Origin of the sequence: Vibrio sp. F13, from assembly GCF_020806305.2 — a bacterium.
GTDB classification, from domain to species: Bacteria; Pseudomonadota; Gammaproteobacteria; order Enterobacterales; family Vibrionaceae; genus Vibrio; species Vibrio crassostreae_C.
In genome coordinates, this window is the sequence record NZ_CP170175.1 from 2,973,222 (window position 1) to 2,990,957 (window position 17,736).

Here is a 17,736-nt window from a genome sequence, read left to right on the forward strand (position 1 = left end):
CTGTTCCTTTGTTCAATTGTTTCAAACAGATGAAACGATACAGTGGTTGCAGAGCCAATTAATAGTGTGGAGATACAAGTTTGATAAATGTTTTCCTTGTAGATGATCACGAGCTGGTTCGCACAGGGATACGACGTATTATTGAAGACGTCCGTGGAATGAACGTAGCAGGGGAAGCTGAAAGCGGTGAAGATGCTGCAAAATGGTGTCGTACTAATAATACTGACGTTATTTTGATGGATATGAATATGCCTGGTATTGGTGGCTTAGAAGCAACCAAGAAAATCTTGCGTTTCAACCCTGATGTTAAAATCATCGTTTTAACTGTTCATACGGAAAATCCGTTTCCAACTAAAGTGATGCAAGCTGGAGCTGCTGGTTACCTTACTAAAGGGGCAGGTCCGGATGAAATGGTAAATGCAATTCGAGTGGTTAATAGTGGCCAACGATACATTTCACCAGAAATTGCGCAGCAGATGGCTTTGAGCCAATTCTCGCCTGCGTCTGAAAATCCATTCGCAGACTTATCTGAACGTGAACTTCAAATCATGATGATGATTACCAAAGGTCAGAAAGTGACGGATATTTCAGAACAACTCAATCTAAGTCCTAAAACAGTCAACAGTTACCGCTACCGCTTGTTCAGTAAGCTGGATATCAGTGGCGATGTAGAGCTGACGCATTTAGCGATTAGACATGGAATGTTAGACACTGAGACCCTTTAACACTGAGATCGTATAGTGACCAACTTGTTTGACTCAGTCTCATTCCTCAAGACAGTAACAGAGCAGCCCGGCGTTTATCGAATGTATAACGCCGAGGCTGCCGTTATTTACGTCGGTAAAGCTAAGAACCTCAAAAAACGCCTTTCCAGTTATTTCCGTAAAAAAGTCGACAGTGAAAAAACACGCGCTCTAGTTAGTAATATTGACAAGATCGATGTCACTGTAACGCACACGGAAACAGAAGCGCTCATTCTTGAGCACAACTACATCAAGCAGTACTTGCCTAAATACAACGTACTTTTGCGTGATGATAAGTCGTACCCTTATATTTTTATTAGCGGTCACAAGCATCCTCGTTTGTCGATGCACCGTGGTGCTAAGAAGAAAAAGGGCGAATACTTTGGTCCTTACCCTGATTCCGGCGCTGTGCGTGAGACGCTACACCTAATCCAAAAGATTTTCCCTGCCCGCCAGTGTGAAGATACGGTTTATGCCAATAGAACGCGCCCGTGTTTGATGTATCAGATTGGTCGTTGTGCTGCGCCATGTGTTAGCTCAATCATCTCTGATGAAGAGTACAGTGAACTTATCGACTACGTTCGTCTGTTCCTGCAAGGGAAAGACAAATTAGTCCTTGAGACGCTCATCGACAAAATGGACAAGGCAAGCCGTGAGCTTCGTTTTGAACAAGCTGCCGCTTTCCGTGATCAAATCCAAGCGATTCGACGTGTGCAAGAACAACAATACGTATCTGACGATTCAATGGAAGATATGGACGTGTTGGGATTTGCTCAAGAGAATGGCGTAGCGTGTATTCATATCTTGATGATTCGCCAAGGCAAGGTTTTAGGCAGTAGAAGCCATTTCCCTAAAATTCCCAACAATACGGTGCGAGAAGAGGTCTTTTCGAGCTTTTTAAGCCAATACTATCTTGCGCATAGTGAAGCGAGAACCATCCCAACCCGTTTGATTCTCAATGCCGATTTGATGGAAGATGTCACACCGATTCAAGAAGCCTTGTGTGAAGTAGCGGGTCGTAAGATTCACTTCAATACCAACCCTTCAGGTACTCGAGGTCGTTACCTTAAATTGTCTAATACCAATGCATTGACGGCTATTACCACCAAGATTAATCACAAGATGACGATTAATCAGCGCTTCAAAGAGCTCCAAGAAGTGCTGTCGATGGATGCTATCAAGCGCATGGAATGTTTTGATATCAGTCATACCATGGGTGAAAGCACGATTGCGTCGTGTGTGGTGTTCAATCAAGAAGGCCCGGTTAAACCAGAGTACCGTCGTTACAACATCACCGGCATTACAGGTGGCGATGATTATGCAGCGATGGCTCAGGCGCTTGAGAGACGTTATTCGAAGCAACTCGATGTCGACAAGATCCCAGACATCATCTTTATCGATGGTGGTAAAGGTCAGCTAAACCGCGCTCATGAGATCATTTCTCAATATTGGGGTGATTGGCCGTTTAGACCAAGAATGATGGGTATTGCGAAAGGCGTGACGCGTAAACCGGGTTTAGAAACTTTGGTAACCCTTGAAGGTGAAGAGTTTAATTTACCTAGCGATGCACCAGCGCTGCATCTTATCCAGCACATTCGTGATGAGAGCCATAATCATGCGATTGCAGGGCACAGGGCGAAACGTGGTAAAACGCGCAGAACCAGTGCTTTGGAAGGAATTGAAGGGGTAGGACCTAAACGTCGTCAAGCTTTGCTGAAATATATGGGTGGCTTACAAGAACTTAAGCGTGCAACTGTCGAAGAAATAGCCAAAGTGCCGGGCATTAGTCATTCTTTGGCAGAAAACATTTATCAAGCATTGAAACAATAGTAAAAATCCCGCACCATTAAAGCGCAATTAATAAGAGCCCAATAATATGCGTTTGAATATACCTAATATTTTGTCATTACTGAGACTATTTTTGATCCCAGTATTCGTTGTCGTTTTCTATCTACCTTATCAATGGGCTCCTTTTGCTGCAGCGATGGTGTTTTGGGTAGCAGGTTTCACTGATTGGCTAGATGGCATGCTAGCTCGTAAGTTAGGGCAAACGTCTCGCTTCGGTGCCTTCATTGATCCGGTGGCTGACAAAGTGTTGGTTGCTACGGCTCTTATCCTGATTACTGAGCATTACCACTCGATTTGGGTGACTATCCCAGCAGTGACCATGATAGCTCGTGAGATCATCATTTCAGCGCTTCGTGAATGGATGGCTGAAATCGGTAAACGTGCAAGTGTTGCAGTATCTTGGGTCGGTAAGGTTAAAACGGTTTCTCAGATGTTCGCGTTGTGGGTGCTTATTTGGCGTTATGACGATTGGATGGTTTGGGTTGGTTACATCGCGCTCTACGTTGCAACGATTCTAACCTACTGGTCGATGGCGCAATACTTGATGGCCGCCAAAGACGACTTGTTAGACGAAAAACATCATTGATGAAGAAGCGAGCTGAGGCTCGCTTTTTTGATCTTTAACCTAACGTTAAGTTATCAATAGTGGATATCTAATGTGATATAGATCTCCTTTGAATAACCTGCTCACAGTGTGTTTTGAACATAAAGTCAGCTATTTGGCCTGTTTCGTATGAAATCTATTCAAACGAATTAAAAATACAAAAATAATATTGACTCAATCGTCTGAATCCGTAGAATGCATCCCGTACCCAAGAGGATGGCAATGAGCAATTCGATTGGAGTTACTAAGGCGCCTTGGCAGAGTGGCTATGCAGCGGATTGCAAATCCGTGGACCTCGGTTCGACTCCGGGAGGCGCCTCCATTCTCTCTTTCTCCTAGAAAGAATACGAATGAAAATGCGATACTAGCTCAGTTGGTAGAGCGCAACCTTGCCAAGGTTGAGGTCATCGGTTCGAACCCGATGTATCGCTCCAAATTTTGTAATGTTGATTGGCGTCAGCATTAAGATGGTGTTTTACTTTTCAGTAATCGGCATCGCAATAAAGAATTGCGTGCCCTGGTGGTGGAATTGGTAGACACAAGGGATTTAAAATCCCTCGGCGTTCGCGCTGTGCCGGTTCAAGTCCGGCCCGGGGCACCATCTATTAAAGTCTTTATCTCGATAAAGCAAATGCGATACTAGCTCAGTTGGTAGAGCGCAACCTTGCCAAGGTTGAGGTCATCGGTTCGAACCCGATGTATCGCTCCAAATTAAAAAGCCCGAACAGAAATGTTCGGGCTTTTTGGTTTCTGTGGTTTAGCTTTTGCGTGTAAGTACTTTGCTTGCTCGAGCCCTCACTTAGAATTCATCTCTATCTCTATCTCAAAATTTCGCAATCAAGTTCGTTTAGATAAGTTAGTTTTTAAAAGCGAGATTCCCTATGAACTCGTTCCTCGTACTAGGGAGTGACGAAAAGATGCCACAGCCTCGAAGCTATCACTAACGCCGCCTGTATACCTGCCTCGTCAGCCTTGGGCTCGAGGAACGAATGAACAGGGGAGCTCTTTCTTAAACGATAGTGTTGACGATATTTACAGCAATTGCTTAGCCACCACTGCTATTTATCAAGCTATTACTAAAAACTATTGATCGTTCATTTCACTTTATGTTACTTTCCCGCGCAATCTCGGAATGAAAATGTTCAAGAAGAGCAACGATTGCTTCTGGGGGATACGCGTAGTGACCATTCTTGCTGATTGGGACATTACGTAGGGTAGGTATTGGCTAGTCCTTTAGCTGATAGACGGGATACTTATGGCGCAGTTCGTCATGTTAATGGGAAACCCAACATTGAACACACTAATTACAACATTGCTAATCAGCTCTGCATTTCCAAAGGGACCAGCTCCTCATAGCTGCCCGATCCTGCAAAAATGTCCAATTCTTCAAAACAGTAGCATTACTGAACCTTGAGCTCACGCTAACAATTTATCGCTGTCTTAAGACGGCTTAATTTCGTATTCGTCATTTGACTTATGCGAGCGTACAGCTATATCTCATTTCTAGACAATACGTGTACTTCACTATGAACTCTCTCCAAATTTAACGAGAGTTGGTGGGTAATTGCGTCTGATGGAGGTGAGTATGAACACATTCAAGGGGACTTTTATGACTACCGCCTTTGAAGTCGATATCAATACTATCGCAAATTCATTTTCAACTATGGTTCCTATCTTAGAGGGAACGTACGACCTAACACCTGACGCTATTTTGCTAGAGCAAGAACAGCATGAGTCGGATGTTCGCTCTTACCCAAGACGCCTGCCTATTGCTATTAAACGAGCATGTGGCGCTTTAGTTGAAGATACTCGTGGCCAACTCTTTCTCGATTGCTTAGCCGGTGCAGGTACACTTTCTCTGGGTTACAACCACCCTGAGATTAACCAAGCACTTAAAGACCAACTCGATTCTGGTTTGCCATACCAAACACTTGATATCACGACTCAAGCAAAAGAGACGTTTATCAAGCGAGTTAAAGCTTTTCTTCCTCAAGACTTTTCAAATAACTCGGTTCTTCAATTCTGTGGCCCATCTGGCGCTGACGCTGTGGAAGCGGCGATCAAGCTCGCCAAGCAAACCACAGGTCGCAACACCATGTTTGCTTTCCGTGGTGCTTACCATGGTATGACGAACGGCACCATGGGTATGATGGGTAACCTCGGCACTAAAGAGCGTCGTAGCGGCTTGATGTCTGATGTGCACTTCATGCCTTTCCCATACAACCTACGCTGCCCGTTTGGTATTGGTGGTGAAGCGGGTGCTAACGCGAGCATTCGTTACATCGAACGTATGTTGAATGATGACGAGTCTGGCATCATGAAACCGGCGGCGATGATCGTTGAGCCTGTGCAAGGTGAGGGCGGTGTGATTCCTGCTCCAGCATCTTGGTTACAAGGCCTACGTCGCATCTGTGATGAGCACGGCATCCTACTGATTTTTGATGAGATTCAGTGTGGTGTGGGCAAAACTGGCCATCGATTTGCGTTTGAAGAGTCTGGTGTTAATCCAGATATCTTATGTTTATCTAAAGCGATTGGTGGCGGACTGCCTATGTCGCTGCTTGTGTTCGATAAGAGCATTGATACATGGAAAGCGGGTGAGCACACCGGTACATTCCGTGGTAACCAATTAGCAATGGTCTCTGGCGCTAAGGCGTTGGAGATCATCGAACGAGATGGCTTAGTTGAGCACGCGAACATCGCAGGCCAATATTTACGTCACGGGCTTGAGAAGATTCAATCACGCGTTAGCTGTATTGCTGAAGTTCGTGGTAAAGGCCTGATGCTCGGTGCTGAGATCAAACAACCAAATGGTGAGCTTAACAAGTTTGGCGAACCACAATCAGACGGCGAACTAACCCTAGCGATTCAACGAGCAGCGTTAGAGCGTGGCTTGATGGTTGAAAAGGGTGGTCGTGATGGCTCGGTAATTCGTTTCCTTCCGCCAATGATTATCTCTTTTGAGCAGATTGACTTTGCACTCCGCGTAATGGAAGAAGCGATCATCGCAGCTGGTGGTGGCTTACAACAAGACCCAACTTCAAGCGAACAAGCAAACCAAGAATGGAACAAGCATTTCATCCATACAGGTTTAGGCGGTAGCGACGAATTTGCTAACGTGATGAACCAAACCACTCAAGCGATGAAAGCGGTTTTTGAACAGGTTGAAACCCCTTATTCGGGTTTAGATCCAAAAGTGCTAGAAGCAGCTATCAATGCTGTCGACCTTGATAACAATCAACACGCTTTGGTTGATGTTGTAGATAGTACTGCAGACCTTGTCGCTGCAAACTCCATCTTCGTGCAACACCCAGATTGCATTGCACACCTTCACACTCCTCCTCTTATGGCTTCGGTAGCAGCGGAATCGATTATCGCGGCGTTGAATCAATCAATGGATTCATGGGACCAAGCATCGGCTGCGACTTATGTTGAGCAGCGCGTTGTGGATTGGATGTGTGACAAATACCAACTTGGCGCACAAGCTGACGGTGTTTTCACTAGCGGAGGCACGCAAAGTAACCTAATGGGTTTATTGCTTGCGAGAGACTGGGTTGCGGATAAGCACAATGGTCATTCTATCCAAAAGCTTGGCTTACCAGAATACGCGAGCAAGCTGCGTATCTTATGTTCAAAGAAATCTCACTTCACGGTTCAAAAGTCAGCCTCTCTACTAGGGCTAGGCGAAGCGGCAGTGTGCTGTGTTGATACCAATGCAAACGGCACTATCAAGCCTGACTTGCTAGACGCAGAAGTGAAAGCACTGAAAGCACAAGGTCTGATTCCTTTTGCTGTGATTGGTACTGCGGGCACAACCGATCATGGTGCTATCGATGACCTTGATGCGATTGCAGAAATCGCAAGTCAGCAAGGCCTTTGGTTCCATGTCGACAGTGCATACGGTGGCGCGCTTATCTTGAGTAGCCACAAGGCTCGCTTACAAGGCATCGAAAAAGCGGACTCTGTGAGTGTCGATTTCCACAAATTGTTCTATCAAACAATCAGCTGCGGCGCGGTATTGTTGAAAGACAAAGCGAACTTTAAGTACCTTCTACATCACGCAGATTACCTAAACCGCGAACACGATGAACTGCCAAATCTAGTCGATAAGTCTATTGCGACCACCAAGCGTTTCGATGCATTGAAAGTCTTCATGACGATGCAAAGCGTTGGACCAAAGCAGTTGGGTGATATGTACGACCATCTTCTTGAGCAAACGCTAGAAGTGGCAGACCTGATTCAAAACCAAGCTGACTTAGAGCTACTCGCAGAGCCGTCACTATCAACAGTGCTGTTCCGATCTAAGCCGTCAGCAAACGGCGAGCTAGATTTAGACAAATTGAATCAAACGCTAAGACTGGAAGCGCTGACTCGTGGTGTTGCAGTACTCGGTGAAACGGTCGTGGATGGTAAGAGTGCGCTTAAATTCACTATCTTGAATCCGTGCCTAAAGACATCAGATTTCAAATCTCTAATTAACAAAATTCAAACTCTAGCCACTGAGCTAGCAGAACAACAAGGGTAATTAATACTATGGCTATTCTACAAATTGGTGCAGGCGGCGTTGGTTGGGTTGTTGCACACAAAGCAGCACAAAATAACGAAGTACTGGGTGATATCACAATCGCTTCTCGCACAATCGCGAAGTGTGAAAAAATCATCGAATCTATCAAGGGCAAAAACAACCTTAAAGATTCAACTAAGAAACTAGAAGCACGTTCAGTAGACGCTGATGATGTTGATGCGCTTGTTGCTTTGATTAAAGAAGTTCAGCCGGATCTAGTGATCAACGCTGGTCCTCCTTGGGTAAACATGGCAATCATGGAAGCATGTTACCAATCTAAAGTTTCTTATTTAGATACATCGGTAGCGGTTGACCTATGTTCTGAAGGCCAACAAGTACCACAAGCTTACGATTGGCAGTGGGGCTACCGTGAGAAGTTCGCTGAAGCAGGCATCACAGGTATTCTTGGTGCTGGTTTCGATCCAGGTGTGGTATCAATCTTTGCTGCATACGCGGTTAAGCACTTGTTCGATGAGATTGACTCAATTGATGTAATGGATGTGAATGCTGGTGACCACGGCAAGAAGTTTGCGACAAACTTTGACCCAGAAACCAACATGCTTGAGATCCAAGGCGATTCTTTCTACTGGGAAAATGAAGAGTGGAAACAAGTACCTTGTCACTCTCGTATGCTTGAGTTTGAATTCCCGAACTGTGGTTCTCACAAAGTTTACTCAATGGCGCACGATGAAGTTCGTTCAATGAAAGAGTTCATCCCAGCTAAGCGTATCGAATTTTGGATGGGCTTTGGTGATGCATACTTGAACTACTTCAACTGCATGCGTGATATCGGTCTTCTTAGCCCAGATCCGCTAACACTGCACGATGGTACTGTGGTTCAGCCTCTGCATGTTCTTAAAGCACTACTACCGGATCCAACATCTCTAGCTCCGGGTTACACTGGTTTAACGTGTATCGGTACTTGGGTTCAAGGTAAGAAAGATGGTAAAGAGCGTAGCGTATTCATCTACAATAACGCAGACCACGAAGTGGCTTACGAAGACGTAGAGCACCAAGCGATCTCTTACACAACTGGTGTTCCAGCGATTACCGCTGCACTTCAGTTCTTCCGTGGCGAATGGGCTGATAAAGGCGTGTTCAACATGGAACAGCTAAATCCAGATCCGTTCCTAGCAACTATGCCGGAAATTGGTCTAGATTGGCATGTTCAAGAGCTTGAAGCAGGCCAAGGTCTTCCAGTGATTCATGAGCTGAAAAAATAAGAACTGATTTCTTGTTTTGATTGCTAATTAAAGGGGACATGGATTGTTCCCTTTTCGATGATGATAGCCTTGAAGCTTTGGTATCATTTATTTTGATTTTGTAACTCACTGTGCTCGGACAGGACAAAATCAAAATAAATCACACCAAAATTGTTAATTTACCTTTCCATCTATAGATGCTGCTTGAGTGTTTACAAAAATGACGTTTAAGAAAGAAGAACTAAAAACCCCATATTTCATGATCAACGAAGACAAGTTGATTGCGAACTTAGAAAAAGCCAAGCAACTGAAAGAGATTTCAGGTGTGAAATTGGTACTTGCGCTTAAGTGCTTCTCGACTTGGGGCGTGTTTGACATCATCAAACCGTACCTAGACGGTACTACTAGTTCTGGCCCTTATGAAGTGAAATTAGGTCACGAAACTTTTGGCGGTGAAACTCATGCTTACAGTGTGGGCTACAGTGAAGATGACGTGAGAGAGGTTGCTGACATCTGCGACAAGATGATCTTCAACTCTCAAAGCCAACTTGCTGCTTACCGTCATATTGTTGAAGGTAAAGCTTCACTGGGTTTACGTTTAAATCCGGGCGTGAGCTACGCAGGGCAAGACTTGGCGAATCCAGCACGTCAATTCTCGCGTTTGGGCGTGCAAGCTGACCACATCAAACCAGAAATTTTCGATGAGATTAATGGTGTGATGTTCCACATGAACTGTGAGAACAAAGACGTCGATGCGTTTATCGGCCTGCTTGATTCAATCTCAGAACAGTTTGGTGAGCACTTAGATAAGTTGGACTGGGTGAGCATGGGCGGAGGTGTGTTCTTCACATGGCCTGGCTATGACATCGAAAAACTCGGTCTTGCGCTGAAAGCCTTCTCTGAAAAGCACGGTGTGCAGATGTATCTTGAGCCGGGTGAAGCGATCATCACTAAAACAACCGACCTAGTTGTGACAGTGGTCGATATTGTTGAGAACGTGAAGAAAACAGCGATTGTGGATTCAGCGACTGAGGCGCACCGCCTTGACACGCTTATCTACAATGAGCCCGCATCAGTATTGGAAGCATCAGAAACAGGCAGCCATGACTACGTGATTGGTTCGTGTTCATGTCTTGCGGGCGATCAGTTCTGCGAAGCGAGCTTTGATGAGCCACTTAAGATTGGTCAAAAGCTGCATCTGTTAGACAGCGCGGGTTACACAATGGTGAAATTGAACTGGTTCAATGGCCTTAAAATGCCTTCAATCTACTGTGAACGTAGCAGTGGTGAAGTTCAGAAGCTAAATGAATTCGGCTATGAAGACTTCAAACGCTCATTATCACAATGGTCAGTTAAGTAACTGAATCACAAGTTCAGAGCAATACAAAGAGCAGCTAATGAGCTGCTCTTTTTTGTTCTTTAATTTTGTTTATTTAGCTTTCAATCATCACACGAGTATCTTCACTGAGCGTTTCGAGTTCATTAACTACGTCGTCGATCTGTACTTCGATTGGCAGCTTAACGGCGATTTTTGATGTGAATAGACTTGAGCTAACACCGCCGCCACCAGCGATAAAGACGCGGTGACAATCCATATCGAGAATACTGATTCCTTGTCTATCCAATACATGAGTCACTTCGTTGACGATACCTGCTCGGTCGTTAGAGTCGAGTCTCAAGTGATGGACCGTGTCTTGAACATTGTGTGTATGATCGGAATCGACAAACTGCACGATGAGATCTGGATTGGCGCTGAACGCTTCTTTTACAATCGATTCGTTGATGGCTGGAAGTTGAACCTTTAGTACGCCTGCGACTTGGTCTTCAATAAAGTTCACTTTACTGATGAGCCATTTGCCGTCGTTTTCGTGAGTAACCGCAGCAAGCTGTTTGATTGTTGCTGGTGATGCTTTTCCGATAAAGTTTACGATAAATGTACTGTTCATATCAGCCCCCAAGGTTTCAATTATTCTTTGCTAATTAAATGTTTGATATCACGCGATAAAGTTCTTTAATTTCAGTGTAGAAGGTTACATCGAACAATGTTTGACCTAGGTCAATTTTTGAAACTAAGCTTCGATGCAAAAAAAGAGAATGAAGAGTAGGGCACAAAAAAAGCGGCTAGAGAGCCGCTTTTTAGAAGAGTTGTCACTGTGATTGATGATTCAGCAACTTATATTCAATAACTTATATTGAGTAGTACTAGAGACGAATTAGAACGTTACTTTGAAGTTCATACCAACAAACTGAGAGTCGTATGGTGCGCCAGCATCGTAAGCAAAACGTGCAGCGTCTTGGTTATCCCACCAAGGGTTAGTATTCAGGTTAACTTCTGCATCACCGCCCCATGCGTCACTTACCCAGTAGTGAATGTGTCCAACAGGGTTAAGGAAGAATAGCGACACATCACCCATGGTTTGAGAGCCCATCACTTCGCCACCTGAAGCAATGATATCCTGCTCTGCTTCTAGCATCATTTCACCGACAACCGCACCGAAGAAAGGTGTGATGAAGAGATCTTGCCATGAAGGTACTTCTGCAAACGCTTCTACGCCGTATTCCCAGAAGAACGTCGACATAGTCCAAGAGTATAAGAATGACTCAAACTCGTCGTAACCTGCGTGTCGAGCTGCGGTGTAGTAAACACCACCGAAATATGGGTGCATTACGTAGTTTAGGAAGTGTTCGTCACGGTCCCATGTTGGACCAGCAGAAACGTTATCTTTCCACTTTTTACCTAATGAGCTGATATCACGTTGGTCATCATCCCACTTAGTAATACTTTCAGGGAGCAGAGTCATTAGACCCACTGTCGCGACACTCAAGCCAAGAATGGTGTAGGTTTGACCCATTAGGTAATCCCAATCTTTCTCCTGACTCACCAACATGTGTTTTGGTTGTTGGATTGAGAAGTCGTACTCATCACTCGATTCGCTCAGTGCGTAATTGGTACTAGGCTTGTAGGTGTACAAGTTGTCATTAAAACAGTAATCTTGAGCACATTCATCCGAGTAAGAAAGGTTGATTGGCTGGTCGAAGTCGTATTGGCTTGCAACCGAGTTAACTGACATTAGCATTGAAAATGCGGCAGTAACCTTTGCTAGTAACGGTGATTTGGCCACAAGGGTCTCCATGAGAAAGTTTGGAATTGATCAGGGTCACAATTATCTATTAAATGCCTGATTTAGGGAACTAATAATTTATAGCTTTTCCTAAGAAAACCTTAGGTTTAACATTATTAATATTAATGAAAAGGCGAATTGCTCCAAATTCAACCATAGACCAGTTTGTAAATAATGCAGTGTCTTTTTATGACAACAAGGGATAGAAATATGACGAAAATCGCAATGTTAAGCACAGGTGAAGAAGTTCTTCATGGAGACATTGTAGATACAAACGCAGCTTGGATGTCTGCTGAGTTTTATCAGCATGGTTTTGCGCTTGCTAAGCGCTCAACTGTGGGTGATCAAATGAATGCTCTTGTTGAAGAACTGCTGATGCTGAGCTTTAACTATGATGTGGTTATCGTTAATGGTGGTTTAGGCCCGACAACCGATGATATGAGTGCTGCCGCCGCTGCAGCTGCTTCCGAGCAGAAACTCGTCATGTTCCCTGAATGGCTTGCTCGTATGGAAGAGATGTTCTCTGGACGTGGCATGCCAATGCCAGACAGCAACCTTAAACAAGCTTTGTTACCTGCGAGTTCAGAGATTGTCGATAACCCTGTGGGGACGGCTTGTGGCTTCAAACTGAAAATTAACGATGCGACTTTCTATTTCACGCCGGGTGTACCAAGTGAATTCAAGCGCATGGTGACGTTTGAGATTCTTCCTGACTTGTCGTGTACCTACCCTCAAGTGGTTGCCTCTGAATGCAGTCGACTGTTTACGTTTGGTTTGTCTGAGTCCGGTATCTCTGATGTTTTGGATCAACTAAAGCTGCCAGAAGGTTATGAACTTGGTTATCGCTCTTATCTGCCGTTCATTGAGGTCAAACTGTTTGGTCCTAAGGCAGACTTAGAAACTCGCGTTAAGCTTCTGCAGATGGTTTACAAGCTGCTAGAGAGTAATGTCGTTAGTGTTGATGAGCCGATGATTGACCATATTGGACACATCATGGCGGAAAAAAAGAAGACGTTATCTGTGTCTGAAGTGTCGACCAAAGGTTCACTGTCAGCGTGGCTGCAATTGAATGAGCAGATAGAAGATTGCTTCGGACACTCATGGGTGATGGCTGAGCCAAAAGAGAGCGAACTTGAAAAGAGCGATCCATTAGCCGCGACCTTTGCGCTGGCTGGAGCAACAAGAGATAAGTGCGGAACTGAATTGGCTTTGGTGACTGGTAAGCTGGAAGGCAACACATTCAGCGTTGCATTGTCGACTGAAGCAGGCGAGTGGGGGCAGGTACTTGAGTTTTATCGTCAGTACTCGCGTGAAGACCAACGCAACGTGATTAAGACCGTTGCCGCCGATATGCTGAGAAGGCATTTAGATAACAAACCGATGTTTGGTACTTATTCTTCGGTTAAGCGATTAAAAGACATGTTTATTCCAGCGGCTATCATTAAGTAGCTATGTAAGCTAACGATGTAAGCGAACTCGCTAAGTCTGTATTAAAAACGCTAGAAAAAACGAAATAAAAAGGCCCAACATCTAAATAGGTGTTGGGCCTTTTGTTTATCTAGCCTTCTAGATAACCAAACAAGCAGCGATGTTTACACGCAACTCATGTCTGTAAGAACTCGATTACAAACCGCTTGTCATATGTAGGCTGTAGAACAAACCACGGCCGATTAACTCTGAAGCCAAGAACAATACTAGTGCTAAGCCAAGGTTAACTGGGTTCACTTTTGCTTTGTTCAGCATAGGTAGAATCCAAATCAACAAGCTTGCCATTAGCAGTGCCACTTGAAGAATCACATAGCTACCTAAACCATCGACTAACTCAGACGCTTTTGCCGCTGAAGTTTGGATGTCTCCGATTAGGTTCAGTTTTCCTACTGTCACAAGCAAGCTGATAGCAACAGCGATAACAGCCAACATGGTGATGTTACGGTCAACCGTAAAGCGGCTGTCGTTTGCGAATACAATCACGAACTGAGATAACAGCAAGCCACCCACAACCATCGTCATGATGAAGCTCAGTGGTGTGTAGATGTTGTCCCACGTCGGTACTGTGTTGATCATGTATACGTTGATCATCGCGTACATGAAGATAACACCCAGTACCATCGCGCCAACCATCAGTGCTTTCTGGATAGCAACGCCACCTTTCTTGACTACCGACAGTAACCATTGCAGGCCACCGACAGCGAAGAATGCCGCACCGAAGAACACTTCGTTAGACAACCAAGCCGAACCTAGCTGATTAAAAGCGTTAAACGCGCGCAGTGGAGAGCCAAGGTGCGTTGTCGAGAACATGAAGCCAAGACCCATCAGTACCCATAGGATAAACATTGGAACCTTGTAGCTGTTCAGCTTCTCTTCGTCATGACCAAGTACCAGTGCACGTGCGCCAATCAGTAAGTAACCACCAACCGCAGTTTGCGCCAGCACCGTAAAGAAGATTAAAGACCACTCATGAAAAATCATCTTACACCTCCTTCGGGTTTGCTAGGTGACCGCTGGTATCGCCAGTCGGCTTCGCGTTTTTGTTCAGCTTAATCACGATGTTTGGTAGCGTTTCTGTTGAAGATGGCAGTGGAGCCACATCCGCACCAGAGCCGTACTTCTCGCGAAGTGTATTGATTTCACCAAACTCCAATGCACGAAGTGGGCAAGACTCAACACAGATAGGCTGTTTGCCTTCAGAAACACGTTGGTAACAACCATCGCATTTCGTCATATGACCTTTCTTAGCATTGTATTGTGGTGCGCCGTAAGGACACGCATTGCTACAGTGCTGACAACCAATACATACGCTCTCATCAACCACAACCAAACCGTCTTCATCACGTTTGTGCATTGCGCCCGAAGGACACACTTTCACACACGCTGGGTTAGTACAGTGGTTACAAGCGATAGATAGGTAGTAAGAAAAGACATCTTTCTGAACCCAGGTATCACCATCTTGAGTGAAGCCACCACCGGCATATTCGTATACGCGACGGTAGTTCGTTTTGATGTCTAGATCGTTATAATCTTTACAAGCAAGCTGACAGGTTTTACAACCCGTGCATTTACTTGAATCAATGTAAAAGCCGTATTGTTTCATTCCAACCTACCTTATGCTTTCTTTAGCGCTTTGATTTGAACTAGGTTTGTATGCTGAGGGTTACCCTTAGCAAGTGGGCTCGGGCGCTGAGTCGTCAGCACGTTGATAGAGCCTGCATGGTCGATCTTCTGACCATCTGGTGCGTACCATGCACCTTCGCCTAGTGCGACAACTCGAGGAAGAATCCTAGGTGTCACTTTCGCTGGAATATGTACTTCGCCACGGTCGTTGAAAATACTCACCATGTCGCCGCTATCAATACCACGTTCTTTTGCATCGATTGGGTTGATCCACAACTCTTGCGGTGCTGCTGCTTTGATTTCTGCAACGTTGCCGTAAGTCGAGTGAGTACGAGCCTTGTAGTGGAAACCGGTTAGCTGAAGTGGGTACTTCTCTGCTAGTGGGTCGTTATGACCTTCGAAAGAGTCCGCGTAAATCGGAAGTGGGTGAATCACTTCGTCTTCTTTCAGCTTCCAAGTCTTCGCGATATCAGCCAGTTGCTCTGAGTAGATCTCGATCTTGCCACTTGGTGTGGTCAGTGGGTTCGCTTCAGGATCTTTACGGAAATCTTCATAAGCGATGTAGTGGTGGTCGTAGCTACGTTTGTAGATACCCAGCTCTTTCATCTCTTCGAAGGTTGGCAGTGTTGGATCGTTCTTACGAGTTTCTGCGTAAAGGTGCTCAATCCATTGCTCTTGAGTACGGCCTTCGGTGAACTCTTTTTCTACGCCCATTCGTTTCGCAAGCTGAGTACACATCTCGTAGATAGATTTTGCTTCAAACTGAGGCTCAATCGCTTTCTGCGCGTAGATGAAGTAAGGCATGTTCGCCGCTTTACCGTCCATACACCAGTCGTCTTGCTCAGACGTTGTTAAGTCTGGCAGGATGATATCGGCGTACTTCGCTGAAGACGTCATATGGTTATCAACCACGACAATCATTTCACACGCACTTTCATCTTGAAGAATCGCGTGAGTCTTGTTGATGTCTGAGTGTTGGTTAATGATGCAGTTACCTGCGTAGTTCCAGATCATCTTGATTGGGTTCTTAAGGCGCTCTGCACCGCGAACACCATCAGTGATGTCGGTCATTTCATGGTGACGGTAAATCGCGTCTGTCCACATGAACATTGAAATAGACGTTTCAACTGGGTTTGGCACAGTAGGGAAGCGCACAAATGGAATGTTGATGTCGCTTTCACGAGCGCCTGTTGAACCGCCTGATACGCCCACAGAACCAGTGAGCAGTGACAGCATCGCGATTGCACGACACGCTAGTTCACCGTTCGCAGTGCGTTGTAAGCCCCAACCTTGGTGAATCGCACATGGTTTCGCTGTGCCCATTTCACGGCCAAGCTTAACGATGGTGTCAACTGGAATCCCCGTGATCTTAGAAGCCCATTCTGGTGTCTTCTCTACGCCATCTTCACCTAAACCTAGGATGTAAGATTTGTAGTCGCTGTTTGTAGGCGCTGATGCAGGAAGGGTCTTCTCATCGTAACCGATACAGTATTTGTCTAGGAACGGTTGGTCGACAAGGTCTTCAGTGATCATCACGTGTGCAAGACCCGCTACCAATGCCGCATCTGTAGAAGGACGAATTGGGATCCATTGATCTTCACGGCCACCGGCAGTATCGGTGTAGCGAGGGTCGATGATGATCGTTCTTGCGTTTGATTTGTTTTTGCTTTCAACGTAGTGGTGGATCTGGCCGCCACCAGACATACGCGTCTCAGCAGGGTTGTTACCAAACTGAATGTTAAGTTTAGTGTTCTCTAAATCAGAGAAAGAGTTGTTGTTTGCCCAACCGCCGTAGGTGTAGCTCAAGCCTTTCGTGATTTGCGCTGTTGAGTAGTCACCGTAATGGTTTAAGTAACCACCACTTAGGTTCATTAGACGAGCAATCAGCGTTTGAGCTGGTGGCCAAGATTTAGTAACCGTGCCGCCCAGCGTACCTGTACCGTAGTTTAGGTAGATAGTGTCGTTACCGTAGTCTTTGATAAGGCGTTGCATGGTGCCAGCGACTTCATCATAAGCCTCTTCCCAGCTAATACGCTTAAACTTACCTTCACCACGTTTACCCACACGTTTCATTGGGTACTTTAGGCGATCTGGGTTATAAACACGGCGGCGCATCGAGCGACCACGTAGACACGCACGAACTTGGTGATGACCGTATTCGTCAGTGCCTGTGTTGTCTGTTTCTACGTATTTGATTTCACCGTTTTGTACATGCATACGCAGTGGGCAGCGAGAGCCACAGTTTACTGTACATGCACTCCACACGATTTTCTCATCCACATTCTCAGCAACCGCAGCCGCTACTGGTTTGGATTTGAAAGGTAAAGCGATACCGCCCGCAAGTGCAGCTGCACTACCTACTGCAGAGGAAGCTTTCATGAAGCCTCTTCGAGTAAGATTCATTACCCCAGATTCTTTCTTATTCGTCATTCTAAGATGCCTTTTACTATTGATAGCTAGCACTTTATAGGTAGTTTGTTCTTTATGTATTTATTTCGAATTATTGATTGATTGGCATCAAATAAGTGTGGAATTTAAAGTT

General features: G+C 45.2%; 12 protein-coding genes and 4 tRNA genes. 11 read left to right on the plus strand and 5 right to left on the minus strand.

Going from position 1 to position 17,736, the window contains the following annotated elements; all coding sequences use genetic code 11:
- The first annotated feature begins 80 nt into the window (after positions 1 to 80).
- The 10 genes from uvrY to nspC all read left to right on the plus strand — a co-directional run bounded on the left by uvrY (position 81) and on the right by nspC (position 10,321).
- A complete protein-coding gene (uvrY, locus tag LMH68_RS13730) occupies positions 81 to 725 on the plus strand; it encodes a UvrY/SirA/GacA family response regulator transcription factor (protein ID WP_004729778.1) in 645 nt (214 codons plus the stop codon).
- A gap of 15 nt (positions 726 to 740) precedes the next feature.
- Entirely contained in the window at positions 741 to 2,573 is a 1,833-nt protein-coding gene (gene uvrC, locus LMH68_RS13735) for an excinuclease ABC subunit UvrC (protein ID WP_029235668.1), read from the plus strand.
- Positions 2,574 to 2,619: 46 nt separating this feature from the next.
- On the plus strand, positions 2,620 to 3,177 hold the full coding sequence (pgsA, locus tag LMH68_RS13740) for a CDP-diacylglycerol--glycerol-3-phosphate 3-phosphatidyltransferase (RefSeq protein ID WP_019821134.1): 558 nt from the start codon (positions 2,620 to 2,622) through the stop codon (positions 3,175 to 3,177).
- Positions 3,178 to 3,443: 266 nt separating this feature from the next.
- A tRNA-Cys gene (locus LMH68_RS13745) sits at positions 3,444 to 3,517 on the plus strand.
- A gap of 36 nt (positions 3,518 to 3,553) precedes the next feature.
- Positions 3,554 to 3,629 (plus strand) — tRNA-Gly (locus LMH68_RS13750).
- A gap of 80 nt (positions 3,630 to 3,709) precedes the next feature.
- A tRNA-Leu gene (locus tag LMH68_RS13755) sits at positions 3,710 to 3,796 on the plus strand.
- 32 nt (positions 3,797 to 3,828) lie between these two features.
- Positions 3,829 to 3,904 (plus strand) — tRNA-Gly (locus tag LMH68_RS13760).
- 876 nt (positions 3,905 to 4,780) lie between these two features.
- Complete coding sequence (locus LMH68_RS13765) at positions 4,781 to 7,720, plus strand: pyridoxal phosphate-dependent class III aminotransferase (protein WP_229647078.1); 2,940 nt, start codon at positions 4,781 to 4,783, stop codon at positions 7,718 to 7,720.
- Positions 7,721 to 7,728: 8 nt separating this feature from the next.
- Positions 7,729 to 8,982, plus strand: a complete 1,254-nt coding sequence (locus tag LMH68_RS13770) for a carboxynorspermidine synthase (RefSeq protein ID WP_017061002.1) — start codon at positions 7,729 to 7,731, stop codon at positions 8,980 to 8,982.
- Positions 8,983 to 9,181: 199 nt separating this feature from the next.
- Positions 9,182 to 10,321: a carboxynorspermidine decarboxylase gene (nspC, locus tag LMH68_RS13775; RefSeq protein WP_017063550.1), complete on the plus strand. Its 1,140-nt coding sequence runs from the start codon at positions 9,182 to 9,184 to the stop codon at positions 10,319 to 10,321.
- A 73-nt stretch (positions 10,322 to 10,394) separates the two neighbouring features.
- On the opposite strand, the gene LMH68_RS13780 is transcribed toward nspC, so the two are convergent.
- Positions 10,395 to 10,907 carry a glycine cleavage system protein R gene (locus LMH68_RS13780; protein ID WP_017061000.1) on the minus strand — a complete coding sequence of 171 codons (513 nt, stop codon included), beginning with the start codon at positions 10,905 to 10,907 and terminating at the stop codon, positions 10,395 to 10,397.
- A 267-nt stretch (positions 10,908 to 11,174) separates the two neighbouring features.
- The gene (locus LMH68_RS13785) at positions 11,175 to 12,083 is read right to left on the minus strand and encodes a DUF3943 domain-containing protein (RefSeq protein ID WP_017069173.1); all 909 of its coding nucleotides are present in this window, start codon (positions 12,081 to 12,083) and stop codon (positions 11,175 to 11,177) included.
- Between the two features lie 210 nt (positions 12,084 to 12,293).
- Here LMH68_RS13785 and LMH68_RS13790 point away from each other — a divergent pair, with 210 nt between their 5' ends.
- Positions 12,294 to 13,532: a CinA family nicotinamide mononucleotide deamidase-related protein gene (locus LMH68_RS13790; protein ID WP_017069172.1), complete on the plus strand. Its 1,239-nt coding sequence runs from the start codon at positions 12,294 to 12,296 to the stop codon at positions 13,530 to 13,532.
- 174 nt (positions 13,533 to 13,706) lie between these two features.
- On the opposite strand, the gene LMH68_RS13795 is transcribed toward LMH68_RS13790, so the two are convergent.
- Genes LMH68_RS13795 through LMH68_RS13805 form a run of 3 tightly spaced genes read right to left on the minus strand, consistent with a single transcriptional unit; the run spans position 13,707 to position 17,624 of the window.
- On the minus strand, positions 13,707 to 14,552 hold the full coding sequence (locus tag LMH68_RS13795; RefSeq protein ID WP_017060997.1) for a dimethyl sulfoxide reductase anchor subunit family protein: 846 nt from the start codon (positions 14,550 to 14,552) through the stop codon (positions 13,707 to 13,709).
- 1 nt (position 14,553) lies between these two features.
- The gene (locus LMH68_RS13800) at positions 14,554 to 15,174 is read right to left on the minus strand and encodes a DMSO/selenate family reductase complex B subunit (protein WP_004733360.1); all 621 of its coding nucleotides are present in this window, start codon (positions 15,172 to 15,174) and stop codon (positions 14,554 to 14,556) included.
- A gap of 11 nt (positions 15,175 to 15,185) precedes the next feature.
- On the minus strand, positions 15,186 to 17,624 hold the full coding sequence (locus tag LMH68_RS13805) for a DmsA/YnfE/YnfF family dimethyl sulfoxide reductase (RefSeq protein WP_229647077.1): 2,439 nt from the start codon (positions 17,622 to 17,624) through the stop codon (positions 15,186 to 15,188).
- Between the last annotated feature and the right edge of the window lie 112 nt (positions 17,625 to 17,736).

What these genes read in the sequence shown, in the direction of transcription:
- pgsA (WP_019821134.1), top strand. Translation starts at nt 2,620, where the DNA reads ATGCGTTTGAATATACCTAATATTTTGTCATTACTGAGACTATTTTTG.
- LMH68_RS13765 (WP_229647078.1), top strand. Translation starts at nt 4,781, where the DNA reads ATGAACACATTCAAGGGGACTTTTATGACTACCGCCTTTGAAGTCGAT.
- LMH68_RS13770 (WP_017061002.1), top strand. Translation starts at nt 7,729, where the DNA reads ATGGCTATTCTACAAATTGGTGCAGGCGGCGTTGGTTGGGTTGTTGCA.
- nspC (WP_017063550.1), top strand. Translation starts at nt 9,182, where the DNA reads ATGACGTTTAAGAAAGAAGAACTAAAAACCCCATATTTCATGATCAAC.
- LMH68_RS13780 (WP_017061000.1), bottom strand. Translation starts at nt 10,907, where the DNA reads ATGAACAGTACATTTATCGTAAACTTTATCGGAAAAGCATCACCAGCA.
- LMH68_RS13790 (WP_017069172.1), top strand. Translation starts at nt 12,294, where the DNA reads ATGACGAAAATCGCAATGTTAAGCACAGGTGAAGAAGTTCTTCATGGA.
- LMH68_RS13795 (WP_017060997.1), bottom strand. Translation starts at nt 14,552, where the DNA reads ATGATTTTTCATGAGTGGTCTTTAATCTTCTTTACGGTGCTGGCGCAA.
- LMH68_RS13800 (WP_004733360.1), bottom strand. Translation starts at nt 15,174, where the DNA reads ATGAAACAATACGGCTTTTACATTGATTCAAGTAAATGCACGGGTTGT.
- LMH68_RS13805 (WP_229647077.1), bottom strand. Translation starts at nt 17,624, where the DNA reads ATGACGAATAAGAAAGAATCTGGGGTAATGAATCTTACTCGAAGAGGC.